The sequence below is a fragment of the Acidisphaera sp. S103 genome, from assembly GCF_009765975.1.
In the GTDB taxonomy this organism is placed as follows: domain Bacteria; phylum Pseudomonadota; class Alphaproteobacteria; order Acetobacterales; family Acetobacteraceae; genus Rhodopila.
The window spans coordinates 78,699-91,220 of record NZ_LMUJ01000072.1 but is presented as its reverse complement, the minus strand read 5'-3'; the positions used below and the strand labels follow the sequence as shown (position 1 = coordinate 91,220).

13 protein-coding genes are annotated in these 12,522 nt (G+C 64.9%); 2 read left to right on the top strand and 11 right to left on the bottom strand.

Features of this window, described 5'->3' with window-relative positions; all coding sequences use genetic code 11:
- Positions 1-179: 179 nt before the first annotated feature.
- The gene (locus GSQ89_RS25575; RefSeq protein ID WP_158930572.1) at positions 180-1,058 is read left to right on the top strand and encodes a TauD/TfdA family dioxygenase; all 879 of its coding nucleotides are present in this window, start codon (positions 180-182) and stop codon (positions 1,056-1,058) included.
- A gap of 495 nt (positions 1,059-1,553) precedes the next feature.
- On the opposite strand, the gene GSQ89_RS25570 is transcribed toward GSQ89_RS25575, so the two are convergent.
- The 7 genes from GSQ89_RS25570 to argS all read right to left on the bottom strand — a co-directional run bounded on the left by GSQ89_RS25570 (position 1,554) and on the right by argS (position 8,121).
- Positions 1,554-1,799 carry a DUF1127 domain-containing protein gene (locus tag GSQ89_RS25570; protein WP_158930570.1) on the bottom strand — a complete coding sequence of 82 codons (246 nt, stop codon included), beginning with the start codon at positions 1,797-1,799 and terminating at the stop codon, positions 1,554-1,556.
- Between the two features lie 278 nt (positions 1,800-2,077).
- The gene (scpB, locus tag GSQ89_RS25565) at positions 2,078-2,869 is read right to left on the bottom strand and encodes an SMC-Scp complex subunit ScpB (protein WP_158930568.1); all 792 of its coding nucleotides are present in this window, start codon (positions 2,867-2,869) and stop codon (positions 2,078-2,080) included.
- Positions 2,866-3,657, bottom strand: coding sequence for a ScpA family protein (locus tag GSQ89_RS25560; protein ID WP_158930566.1), 792 nt, complete (start codon positions 3,655-3,657; stop codon positions 2,866-2,868). Before GSQ89_RS25560 ends, scpB begins: the two co-directional genes overlap by 4 nt.
- On the bottom strand, positions 3,641-4,351 hold the full coding sequence (locus GSQ89_RS25555) for a site-2 protease family protein (protein ID WP_158930564.1): 711 nt from the start codon (positions 4,349-4,351) through the stop codon (positions 3,641-3,643). Before GSQ89_RS25555 ends, GSQ89_RS25560 begins: the two co-directional genes overlap by 17 nt.
- Entirely contained in the window at positions 4,348-5,373 is a 1,026-nt protein-coding gene (gene nagZ / locus GSQ89_RS25550; protein WP_254073367.1) for a beta-N-acetylhexosaminidase, read from the bottom strand. The genes GSQ89_RS25555 and nagZ overlap by 4 nt, the downstream gene beginning before the upstream one ends.
- A gap of 120 nt (positions 5,374-5,493) precedes the next feature.
- On the bottom strand, positions 5,494-6,282 hold the full coding sequence (locus GSQ89_RS39905) for an SPOR domain-containing protein (RefSeq protein WP_158930562.1): 789 nt from the start codon (positions 6,280-6,282) through the stop codon (positions 5,494-5,496).
- A gap of 48 nt (positions 6,283-6,330) precedes the next feature.
- A complete protein-coding gene (argS, locus tag GSQ89_RS25540) occupies positions 6,331-8,121 on the bottom strand; it encodes an arginine--tRNA ligase (protein ID WP_158930560.1) in 1,791 nt (596 codons plus the stop codon).
- Positions 8,122-8,404: 283 nt separating this feature from the next.
- On the opposite strand from argS, the gene GSQ89_RS25535 reads away from it, so the two are divergent.
- Positions 8,405-9,826 (top strand): MFS transporter, encoded by a 1,422-nt coding sequence (locus GSQ89_RS25535; protein WP_158930558.1) that lies wholly within the window; start codon positions 8,405-8,407, stop codon positions 9,824-9,826.
- Between the two features lie 40 nt (positions 9,827-9,866).
- Here GSQ89_RS25535 and GSQ89_RS25530 read toward each other — a convergent pair whose 3' ends face one another.
- From GSQ89_RS25530 to GSQ89_RS25515, 4 genes are all read right to left on the bottom strand, one after another.
- Complete coding sequence (locus GSQ89_RS25530) at positions 9,867-10,841, bottom strand: dienelactone hydrolase family protein (protein WP_158930556.1); 975 nt, start codon at positions 10,839-10,841, stop codon at positions 9,867-9,869.
- 2 nt (positions 10,842-10,843) lie between these two features.
- Positions 10,844-11,140 (bottom strand): transcriptional regulator, encoded by a 297-nt coding sequence (locus GSQ89_RS25525; protein WP_174254926.1) that lies wholly within the window; start codon positions 11,138-11,140, stop codon positions 10,844-10,846.
- Complete coding sequence (locus tag GSQ89_RS25520) at positions 11,137-11,709, bottom strand: hypothetical protein (RefSeq protein ID WP_158930554.1); 573 nt, start codon at positions 11,707-11,709, stop codon at positions 11,137-11,139. The genes GSQ89_RS25525 and GSQ89_RS25520 overlap by 4 nt, the downstream gene beginning before the upstream one ends.
- Before the next feature lie 135 nt (positions 11,710-11,844).
- Entirely contained in the window at positions 11,845-12,342 is a 498-nt protein-coding gene (locus GSQ89_RS25515; protein WP_158930552.1) for a GNAT family N-acetyltransferase, read from the bottom strand.
- Positions 12,343-12,522 lie beyond the last annotated feature (180 nt).

Here is a 12,522-nt window from a genome sequence, read left to right as displayed (position 1 = left end):
TGTCATATTGCCTCCCTTGCCCGACATTTCGCGGGCTTATGACGATCACGTTAGCAAAACCGTATCGTACGGCCAGTATTTTATTCCCTCGGTTCGGCTGTTCTTGACCCGACCGGGTCGCCGCGCGACGATCCTGGGTCAACATGTCCCGGCAACGGGGCAACACACGGGAGAGAACGATGCCGATCGTCGTGGAGCCATTGCATCCGGTGTTTGCCGCGCAAGTCACCGGCGTCGATCTGCGCGAAAGCCTGGATCAGCCGGACGTGACCGCGATCGACGAGGCTATCAGCCGCTTCGGCGTCCTGGTTTTCCCCGGCCAGTTCATCACCGACGAACAGCAGATGGCGTTCAGCCGCCGGTTCGGCGATCTGGAGACGACGGTCAAGATTTATCGAAAGGATTACGTGCCGCGGCTCGATCCGCACGTTTCTGACGTCTCCAATCTGGACAAGGATAGCCAGATCCGGCGGAAGGACGACCGGTTGCGGCTGAATGGGCTGGGCAACCGGCTGTGGCACTCCGACAGCAGCTTCAAGCGCGTGCCGGCGCGGTTCTCTCTGCTGTCCGCGCGCGCCATCCCATCCGAGGGTGGGGAAACGCAGTTCGCCGACATGCGTGCGGCCTGGGACGCACTGCCCGAACGGATGAAGGCACGCCTGGACGGGCTGATCTGTGAGCACACCCAGTTGTTCTCCCGCGCGAAAATCGCCTTCACCGACTGGTCGGAGGAGGAGCGCGTGAAGATGGCGCCGGTGCCGCAGGTGCTGGTGCGAACCCATCCGGGATCGGGGCGGAAATCGCTGTTCCTGTCGTCCCACGCCGGCCTTATCCGCGGGATGGAGGAGCCGGAAGCCCGCGTGTTGTTGATGGACCTGATGGAGCACGCCACGCAGCGCGAATTTGTCTACACGCATCGCTGGACCGTCGGCGACCTGGTGATGTGGGACAATCGCTGCACGATGCACCGGGCACGGGAATACGATGAGACGCAGGTGCGCGACATGCACCGCACGACGGTGTCGGATGGCCTGCCCACGGTGGCGGAGGCGGCTTAGGACTCCAAGGGGGGCTTCAGCGGTGCTGATGTCGCCGGGCGAACCGGTGGGGCAGAGGTGTTCGTAAATCAGGGCGCGCTTTTGATGACGGCGACGTCATGACCGTGCCGCTATCGTTTCGATGGTGATGATACGTCCATGGTGTCGTTGCGCTCCTGCCGGCCAACCCGTCCCCCCGCCGACGGAATCAGTAGCAGCAGGATCCGCCGGCTGATTGGCACGTCGATTTATGCGACAAGGCCGGACGGCGGGTCGTCGTCCTCGCCGACTTTGCTTATACGCACGCCCCTCTTGCGCGACCGTCCGCCTTTTTATTCATTGGTGAACCGGACCGTCAGATGTGCGATACGAACAAAGTCCGGTTTTCCTATTATTATCCTGGGCCATCATGGCCCAGACGATGCAGACCATGATGGCAAAGAATCGCAACGCCCTGGCGCGACCAGTGTTTGGACGTCATCTTACACCGGACCGGGACACAAGCTGCAGAGACGATCAGTCCCTGCTGAAGGTGCCCCGTTCGATTGACCAGACATCCGAACGGCTCAGGCCGATATCCCCCAAGTCGCGCTCGCTGAAACGGTACAGTTCCCGCATTTCCCGAGCGCGTGTGCGTCTTTTGATCCAGAAGGCACCCAGGCGATGCAATCCGGCGCGCATCGCGGATAGGGCTGTGCCGATGTCCGGGGCAATCTTCTGCCGGTCGCCGGAGATAAGATATGTATCGTCGGATAAATTCATTGTTCACGTTCCTTCGGTAATGCCGGCATGCCGGACATGGGGCGAAGGACGTTCTTCCCTGATGGTGCAATGCAGCATAGCAGGATACGCCGGAGATACGCCAGCTATTCTGACCAATTTTCACGGGGCCGTGGCGGATTCGCCATCATCGCTATCGTAGATACATAGGTAAATACAGTAGGCACTCTGAAAACATTTAGAGATTCGCGGCCGGCCCCGCGCTGATCGCGTGCCAGATCCGCGTTTTCCGGCCGGGGCGGTACTCTCGGCCGCCGCGCCTACGCCGTCCCACTCTCCGGCGGCGACTGTAGATCAGGCGGCAGAACCTCGGGCGTGGCCCTCGGCGGGGCCGTTTCCAGCAGCAGATCCTCCCGCCGCGGCAACTCGCGCAAATCCTTCAGGCCGAAATGGGCCAGGAACTCCGGCGTCGTGCCCCATAACGTCGGCCGGCCCGGGGTTTCCCGCCGGCCTTTCGGTGCGATCAGGTTCAGTTCCAGCAACGAGTCCAGCGTCTGCTGCGACAAGGCGGTGCCGCGGATGTGCTCGATCTCGGGCCGCGTCATCGGCTGGTGGTAGGCGACGATCGCCAGTGTCTCCATCGCCACGCGGGGCAGGCGGCGGGGCGACTCGATCACTTTCCGCAGGCGGGGCGCGAGGTCCAGCGCCGAACGGAACATCACGCCGGCGCCTGCATCGACCAGTTCCACGCCCCGGCCGGCATAGCGAGCCCGCAGCGCGGCCAGCACGGCGTCGGCGTCGATGTCGTCCGGCAGCACCCGGGCCAGGCCGCGCGGGGTCACCGGTTCGGCGCTGGCGAAGACCAGGGCCTCGGCGAGACGGAGGGAGTCCTCGTCCGGCTCCCTTGGCGGGGTTGGGGTGTCGGCCGCCTGGACTTCCGCCACGGGTGTTGTGGCCTCCGGCGCTTCGGACACCGGGTCGGCAGCCGATGCCGGGGTTTCGGTTACCGGCGTTTCGGCGTCTGTTGCTTCCGGCACGGGCGTCTCGGTCTCGGGGGATTGGACCGCTTGTGCTTCGGGTGTCGGGGGGGGCGGTTCAGGGTCGTCGTTCATGATCCCCGGTCTACATCACCTCCGCCACCGCGCACCAGAATGGGTGCGAACGCTGCTTCCTGGCGCAGGCGAATCGTACCGTTGCGGGCCATCTCAAGGCTTGCCAGCAGGGTACTGGACAGGGCGGCACGGCGTTCGGTCGGGCTGTCCATGTGGTCAGGCAGGAACTGCTCCAACGTGGTCCAATCCGGCAGGCTTCCCACCAGGTCGGCCAGCCGGCGAAGCGCATCCTGAACCGTCCACAAGGTCAGCGCTCGGGGGGTGTAATGGGCGGTCCTCGTCCCGCGGCGGATCGCGTCCAGGTAGGCGCGAACAAACGGACCGGCCTCAATGATGATGCGGGATCGGTCGTATTCGTAGTGGGTCTCCGGCGCGCCGCGGGCAAACACGTCCTGGCCGAGGACCGGGCGGGCGGCGAGCCAAGCGGCTAGGGTGCGGATGACGTTCATCTCCCGCAGCCGTGCGGCGAGCGCCTCCGCTGCCATCTCGCCGCTTTCCAGGTCGTCGTTGGCGGCGGCGGCGGGGACCAGCAGGCGGGATTTCAGCCAGGTCAGCCAGGCGGCCATCACCAGCCAGTCGGCCGCCAGTTCCAGGCGAACGCGCTTCGCACCCTCGATGACGGCCAGGTATTGATCGACCAGCGACAGGATGGAGATTTTCGCCAGGTCGACTTTCTGCGACCGGGCAAGGTCGAGCAGCAGGTCCATCGGGCCCTCGAACCCCTCCAGACGAAGAACGAGGTTGTCCGACGATTGTTCGGGGACGGTCAGGTCAGATGAAGTTTCCATCGACGCCATCGATGTTGCGGCCGGCCAGCCAGAACAGGGTCCGGAACGCCCAGGGCAGGACCCGCCCCAGAGCGTCCCCCACCGGATCGACCCCGATCAGCCTGGGCAGGACGAAGATCACCAGCAGGACGACCAGAATGCCAAGTTTCTCCAGTCTTGCCCAGATTTTCGCCAGTTCCAGCGGCAGCAGCCCGACCGCGATGCGGCCCCCGTCCAGCGGCGGAATTGGCAGCAAGTTGAACAGGCCGAGGACGAGGTTGGACAGCATGAAATACAGCAGGAACTGCTGGATCACCGCCTGGGTGCCGGTGGGGAAATCGGCCATCGGGATGACCAGGGCGGCCAGCCACGCCAGGAAGAAGTTCATCGCCGGCCCGGCGATCGCCACCAGGGCCATGCCGCGCCGCGGGTCCTTGAACTTCCACGCGCCCACGGGCACCGGCTTGGCCCAGCCGAACATGAAGAAGACCTTATGCGGCGGGAACAGCAACTGGCTGATCAACAGGAAGCCGGGCAGGATTATGGTGCCGACCCGGTCGATATGGCGGATCGGGTTGAGCGACAGGCGGCCGGCATCCCGTGCCGTGGTGTCGCCGAGGGCCAGGGCGGCGTAGCCATGCGCCGCCTCGTGCAAGGTGATCGCCAGGACCACCGGAATGACGGCCAGTGCGAGATTGAAAAGGAAATGGTTCACGCCAGCAGCCGTTGCCGTTCGGCGGCGAGCACCGCCGGGTCCAGGGTCAGCCGCCGATGCGTGGCGGCGTTCCGGCCGGCGCGCAGGCGTTGTTCGGCGGCTGGGGTAAGTGTGGGGCAAGCGCGCAGCACAGCCTGTGTGGGCGCAAAGTCGCCGCTGCAGTAAAGCGCGATATCGCAGCCAGCCGCCAGCGCCTGGACCGCGAGGTCCGCCGGGGGGCCGGAAAGTGCTTTCATCGCCAGGTCGTCGGTCACCAAAACTCCTTCAAAGCCGATCCGTCCGCGGATGACGGTCTCGATGACCGTAGCCGACAGGGTTGCCGGAAGATGGGGGTCGAGGACGTCATAGACTATATGGGCCGTCATCATCCATGGCAGGTCCGCGTTCAGTGCGAAAGGCCGGATATCGGCGGTCAAGTCGGTCCGGTCCACCTTCGGCAGATGCAGATGGCTGTCCACGCGCGCTCGGCCGTGCCCGGGGGCATGCTTTCCCACCGGAAGGACGCCGGCCGCCAGCAATCCGTTCGCCACAGCTCTGCCCAACCGAGCGACGGCATCGGGATGCTGGGCGAAGGCCCGGTCGCCGATAACGGCGTGGGCGCCCGGAATAGCGATATCCAGCACGGGCGTCGCGGCGACGGTAAAGCCGGCGACGCGACAGTCGAGGCCGATCAGCGCCCCCGTCAGCCACGCGGCCCGCAGCCCTGCCGCCGGATTGGTCTCGAACAGCCCGCCAAGGATCGCGGCGGACGGGTGCGCATGCCAGTGGGGTGGCTTCAGGCGTGCGACGCGGCCACCCTCCTGATCGACCATGATCTCGGCGTCCTGGGGCAGCACCCGCCGCAGCTCGATGATAAGCGCGGCCAGTTGCGCCGGATCCTGGATGTTGCGGGCGAACAGGATGACACCGGCGGGCGGGAAGGCGTGGAACAGTTCGGCTTCATCAGCCGACAGTGTTGGTTTGGCGATGCCGACGATGGCGGCGCGTGGGGACGGTGGGGTCATGGGTGCGATCGACAGCATTCCGGCCATCCGCGCTTCGTCAGTCGACGCGAAGATGACCGGGACGGAGGCGCGATCATGTGCCCATCACGGTAGAGCAGCGATGTGCCATTCCCACAGCCCGCTCGGCGCGAAAAGCGTCTAGAAATCGGCGACCGAACAGCCACCGCCTTTCTGGCGCACCTGGTCGCAGAAGGTCCGGGCCTGGGCGACATCGGCGAATCCGGAGGTGCGCAGGCGCCAGAAGGTGTGGCCATCGCGTTCGGCGTGCGAGAAGATCGGCTGTTTGCCGTTCATCAGGCCGGGGAACCGCTTCGCCAGTTCCTTCCACTCATTACGGGCGGCTTCCTCCGAGGACAGGGCGGCAAGCTGCACCATCGCCTGATGGCCGGTCACCGGCGGATGGGACTCGACGGCGGCTACGCGCGGTTTGGCGACCGGCGCGGCTGGAATGGTGGCGGCCGGCTTGGCGGCGGGTTCGGCGGTGGCAACCGTGGTCGGCTTGGTTGCGGGAGATGGCGTAGCCGCGGCAGGGCGCGCGGCCGGCGGCGCTGGCAAGGCGGCGGCGCTGCGCAAGGCCCTGGTGTCCGGGCTTTCCGACGTCGCGGCCAGCTTGGCGTTGGCCATGTCGGATCCGCCGGAGAAGACGTCGTTCTCGGCTCCGTCGATCTTCAGGCCGCCGGGATTGGCCGGCTTGATCCGAACCGGGTTGGTATCCGCGGTGATCACCGGGACGCCTTCACTGTGATGCCCGATCACGGCCGAAAGGCCGATCAACACCACCAGCACGGCGCCCACACCACCGGCGAACATCATCAGGCGACGGGTATCCGGGTCCATGCCGGACCGCTGTCTGGTCTGACCCGTGCCGTAGCGGCCGGCTCGGTTGCCCCGGTAGTCGGGATTCGGGATGCTTAGATCGTCCGACACGTTGCTGCTCTTTCCCGCTTGGCCTTGGCCGGCGGGCGTTGCCGGCTGTCAGCGCATTTCCTCGACAGGCGCGACGCCCATCACCACGAGACCCGAACGGATGACGACGGCCGTTGCCGCGACCAGAGCGAGGCGCGCAAGCGTCTCGGCCGGCTGGTCCGACTGGAGGAATCGGAGCGTCGTATCGTCCTTGCCTCGGTTCCACAGCATATGAAAGTCGGCCGCCAAGTCATAGAGAAAAAATGCAATTCTATGCGGTTCACGCGCCTGTGCGGCGGCCTCGACCGTGCGCGGCCACAAGGCGAGACGACGGATCAGGGTCAGCTCCGGGTCGCCGTTCAGGCTGTCGGTCGGGATAGCGGCCAGGTTGGTCTCGTCGAGGGCCTTGCCGGGGAACATCTCGGCCGCGGCGCGGAGAACCGAGCGGCAACGGGCATGGGCGTACTGAACGTAGAAAACAGGGTTCTCGCGGGTCGTGGCGAGGACCTTGTCGAGGTCGAACTCCATCTGTGCGTCTGAATTACGGGTCAGCATGGTGAAACGGACGGCGTCCTTGCCGACTTCATCCAGCAGGTCGCGTAGCGTGACGTAGGTGCCGGCGCGCTTGGACATGCGAACGGGCTGGCCGCCCTTCATGATGTGGACGATCTGGCACAGGACGGCGCCGAATTCCGTTTTGCCGGCCGATAGCGCTTTGACCGCGGCCTTCATGCGCGGAACGTAGCCACCGTGGTCGGCGCCGAGGATGTCGATCAGGACGTCGTAGCCGCGGCTGATCTTGTCGGCGTGGTAGGCGATGTCGTTGGCGAAGTATGTGTTGCTGCCGTCGGATTTCCGCAGCGGCCGGTCGACGTCGTCGCCGAACTGCGTCGAGCGGAACAAGGTTTGCGGGCGTGGTTCCCAGTCTTCGGGCGTCTTGCCCTTGGGTGGTTCCAGCACGCCTTCGTAGATCAGGCCGTCGGCCCGCAATTGGTCGATGATCTTGTCGGCGGCGCCGGTGGCGACCAGTTTCCGTTCGGAGCTGTAAATGTCCTGCTCGACGCCGAGACGGCGAAGGTCCTCGCGGATTTCGGTCATCATCGCATCGATGGTGAAGCCTTTTACCGTGTCGAGCCACAGCTCTGGTGATGCGATGCCCAGGTCCGGGGTGGCCAGGGAAGCCTGAAAGCGAGCGGCGAGGGCATTGCCGACTTCGACCAAGTATTCACCCTTGTATTGCAGGCCGCCAGGGACCTCGGAGGCGAATGCTTCCTCAGTCATCTTTGTGCCGGTGGCTTGGAGGTAGCGCCAGTAGGCCGCCCAGGCGAGGGCGGTGACCTGTGCCCCGGCGTCGTTGATGTAGTACTCCTTGGTGACGGCATATCCGGCCTTGGACAGCAGGTTCGCCAAGGCATCGCCGACGACCGCGCCCCGGCAATGGCCGATATGCATGGGTCCGGTAGGGTTGGCGGAGACATACTCGACGTTGATCTTGATACCCGCACCGGTGGTGGCATCGCCGTAGGCTTCGCCTTGGGTCAGGATGATGGGGAGGAGCGCGCGGAAGGCATCGGGACGCAGGCGGAGATTGACGAAGCCGGGGCCGGCAGCTTCGGCGGTCGCGATCTCGGCCCCGGCATTGAGGCGCTGGACCAGCGCGGCGGCGATCTTCGCGGGCGGCTGGCGCGCAGCCTTGGCCGAGACCATGGCCGCGTTGGTGGCCATGTCGCCGTGGGCCGGGTCCCGAGTTGGGGTGACCTCGACGCGCGCGGCGATGTCCGCCGGGAGATCGGGGATGATGTGGGTCAGCGCGGCGAGGACGGTCTCGCGGAGACGGGCGTAGAGGTCGGACGGGTTCATGGGCGGGGTCTTAGCGCGGGTTGGGGGGCGGGGTCGATGGTGATCGGAAACTGACGTCCTGGGCAGAGTTGGACGATCCCGTATCGCCATAACCAACGGTGTCGTCAGGGGGGACCAGCGGCTGCCGGAACGTGTTGACGGCCGCGATCGTAGGTTGACAGTTTCCCCCTTGGTCTGTTTCAGGCTATTGCCGCACACTCTGGCGAACCGCCGGCTCGTGTGGCAGACGCGGCAGAACCGCTGAACTCGAATGGAAAAGCGGGACGTGCCCGCGGAGGAAAATATGTCATCGACTACAGGTTCGGCGTCGTTGGGCGGCGACCGGCAAATCGCATCCGCCATCCTGGCCCGCCTCGACCGCCTGCCGGCCACGCGCCACATCTGGGTCATGGTCGTGCTACTGTCCTTGGGCGGTTGTTTCGAATTCTACGACCTGTTTATGACGGCCTATGTCATTCCCGGCCTGGCCAAGGCCGGACTCTTGAAAGACCTTGGGTTCTGGGTGTTCAAGGGTCCGTCGGTCTTCGTTTCGGCGACGTTCCTCGGGCTGTTCATCGGCACGTTCGTCCTGGGCTTCGTCGCAGACAGGTTTGGCCGCCGGCTGATCTTCACCTGCTCCATGCTGTTCTACTGTGCCGCGACCCTGATCATGGCGTTCCAGGACACCGGTTGGGGCGTCTGCTTTTGGCGCATGATCGCCGGTATCGGGATCGGCGTGGAACTCGTCACGATCGATACTTACGTCGCCGAACTGGTTCCCGCCAGCATCCGTGGCCGAGCGTTCGCGCTGAATCAGTGCGTGCAGTTCACTGTGGTGCCGGTCGTGGCCTTCATCGCCTACAAGCTGGTTCCCACATCGCCGCTGGGCTGGGAAGGCTGGCGCTGGGTCGTCGCCATCGGCGCCATCGGCGCGTTGTTCGTTTGGTTCTTGCGCCGTGCCATTCCGGAAAGCCCGCGCTGGCTGCTGACCCATGGGCGGCTGGCCGAGGCCGAGGTGGTCACCGCCCAGATCGAGACCCGGGTATTGGCCGATCGTGGCGGGGCGGCGTTGCCGCAACCCGCGTCACATGACGTGGAGGATCTGTCCGCGCGCGGATCGTTCGGCGAAATCTGGCAGGCACCGTATCGCAGCCGGACCATCATGCTGATGGTGTTCCAGTTCTTCCAGACGTTCGGCTTCTATGGTTTTGCCGCCTTTGTGCCGGCGCTGATCGCCAAGCAGGTGGGCATCAACCTGAGCGGCAGCCTGCTGTACGGCTTCATCATCGCCTGCGCCAACCCGTTCGGACCCATGCTGGCGTGGCTGTTCGCGGACAAGACGGAGCGGAAATGGCAGCTCGTCGGTGCCGCCATTGGCATCGGGGTGTTCGGCGTTCTGTTCTCGCGGCAGACGGACATAAACATGCTGATCGTGTTTGGCGTGCTGATCACGCTGTCGAACAACATCCTGTCCTATTCGTTCCACGGCTATCAGTCGGAACTGTTCCCGACCCGTGTTCGTGCCCGAGCGGTTGGGTTCACGTATTCCTTCAGCCGCATCAGCACGGTCTTTGCCGCGCTGATCATCGGGTTCTTCTTCGACAACTTCAACGGCACGACGGGCGTGTTCGGACTGATCGCATTCGCCATGTTGATGGTGGTGCTGTCGATCGGCATCTTCGGACCGAACACCAGCAATCTGGAATTGGAGAAGATCTCGCACTGATATTCGAACGGGGCGCGATCCGGTCGCGCCCCATCGCGGATCACTTCAGATTCTGCTGGTAGAACGCGATCACCGATCGTTGGAAGTCCCGCAGGAAACCGGTTCGTTCGAAGTCTTCGGGATCGCCGCAGATCTCCGGGGCGCTTTCCCGCATGGCCGCGTCGCACGGCGCCAGGTAGGCGAAGTGGCCGGCATGCGGAACCAGATGATAATTCGGCGGTGACGGCAGCAGCGGGCGGATCAGGGCGGCGTCGCGGACGATATCGTCCTCGGCGCCGACCCAAAGCTGCACCGGGACCTTGATCCCGGTCAGGCCGTCCGGTTGGAACGCAACGGCGAGGGCAGGGGCGGCGACCACGGCAGCCTTGATCCGCGTGTCCAGGCCGGAGATCGGCGCCGAAATGGTTTCCGCCGTCACGGGGGAACGTTGCGCGATGTGCCGGCATCCCCAATCGTCGGGCTTCGTCTGGCAGAACGTCATGACACGACTGGTATCGGCGACTCCGCCGATGGCGATCAGGGCCGTCGCCCCGCCCGCGGAATGACCGAAGATGCCGATGCGGCCCTGATCGATCGATCCGCGCCCGGACCAGGTGCGCAGCATGAAATCGATCGTCCGGGTGACGTGGCGCGGCCGGTCGACGAAGTTGCGGCGGGTGAATGATACGCTATGGTCTCGGCTGTTGTCGCCGGTATGGGTGATCGCGACGACGACAAAGCCGGCGTCGGCGAGTGCTTCCGCCGTATCGAAGGAGTTCAGCGCCATGCCGCCGGTGCCGTGCGACATGACGATCATCGGATGCCGGCCGGCGGATAGGGTGCCGTTCATCGCGACACCCATGTCGAACGGGCCAATCGTGGTCCGCGTCGTTGTGCTGCCGCTGGGGTACCAGATTGCGATCTGCAACGGCGGGCCATCCGTGTCGGGTGCCGCTGCCCATTGAAAGCCGGCGGCGCCGGCGGCGTGGCAACCCAGCAGGCACAACAACCCGATGGCCACGAGAAATCGTTGCATGATCAGTCTCCAACGTCGATGATTTCGCGCAAATAAGCCACGTGTTCGGCGAACGCTCGGCGTCCGGCGGCGGTGGCCTTGACCCGGGTCTTGGGTTTGCGGCCCTCGAACGATTTGTCCACGGCGATGTAGCCGGCCTTTTCCAGCGCATCGAGATGGGTGCCCAGGTTTCCGTCGGTCGTTTCGAGAATGACTTTCAGCCGGGTGAAGTCGAGCGCCGCATCCGGACCCAGCTTGTTCAGCGCGGCCATGATCCGCAGGCGTGTGGCCTGGTGGATGATCGGATTGCCGTCGGTCACAGCGCGGCCCCCTGCCGACGAAGCCACAGGCCGCCCAGGATCAGCGCGCCGCCGTCCACCACCGCCATCCAAAGCTGGAACCACGGGCCGGCCCACCAGAAGCCGACCACGATCAGCAGGGCGACAACGAGTCCGCACAGCACGAAGAACCGGCCGATCCAGATGCCGGTAAGGACGTAGCCGAGCATGAACAGCAGCGGCCAGAACGCGTCGAGTTGACGGCCCCTGAACGGGCCGAGGACCGTGACGACCGCTATGCCGAACCCGATCAGGGCGAGTTGCGCGTAAACCAGCCGCCAGCTCAATCGCCGCGACGTAACCATCAGGCCGTTGCTGTTGCGAGCCGTCATCGCCACCGTCGCGATGAGGCCGAGGGCGTTCAAAATCGGCCATGTGGCCGCCGCTCGGGCGGGGTAGGCCTGGGTGAAACAATAGCCGGCCGCCGTGATCACGCCCCACAGGATCATGAACGCACTGGCGATGCCGTAGAAGACCGCTCGCGCGGTGCGGCGTTCGACGTGTTCGATGGCGGCGAGCGACGATGCGGCGGCTTCCCGGTCGACGGTCATGGCAGTCCCTTTCCACCCCAGATAGCTCCGTATCACAGAGTTATCTGGGGTGGAAAGGGAATTGTTGCTGGCCGCGAAGGCTTCATGGCGGGAGCGGATGTCCGATTCCGCCCCCCACCACAAACGACAAATCGGTCAGCGAAGACGTTTGCTCATGTAAACGAAGACGCCGAAGTGCGGAGACGCCTCTTCCTCCCGGTCCACCTCGTAGCCCACCCGCTCATAGAGCTTCACGTTGCCGGTCAACCGGGCGCTGGTGTAGAGGCGCAGTTCGCCAAATCCGAACGAACGGGCGAGTTCCTCCGCATGTACCAGAAGGGCTCGGCCATACCCGCGGCCCTGCCAGGTGGGCGATACCGCGATGTTCACGATCAGCAGGTGGTCGGCCTCGGGGCACATTTCGATCAGGGCCGCTGGTTCCCCGTCCAGATACAGCATGTCCACGACATGGTCGCGGACGGCCGCGTCATAATCGGCGGTCATCGGCTTCGCCTCGCGGCCGAGGACCGGGACCCATTGGGCATAGGCCGCGCGGGTAAGATCGCGGACGGCGGTCGCATCCGCCGGCGTGGCACGGCGCAACCCCGTCCGGATCGCGTCTGTCAGGGGATGTTGTGAAGGCTGATTTCGCATGATCGTATCCTGAGAAAGGACAAAGAAAAACCCCGAAGCCGAGGGGGCAGCGGGGGTTCGAAGCATGGGCCGGGGCTGGAGAGGGTCGATCGCCTCAGGGAACGATCCACACCCTCAAGGAAGCCTTTCCCCACGCAGCTACGAACCCCGCCGCGGAATCACGGCGACGGCGTCGGTTGG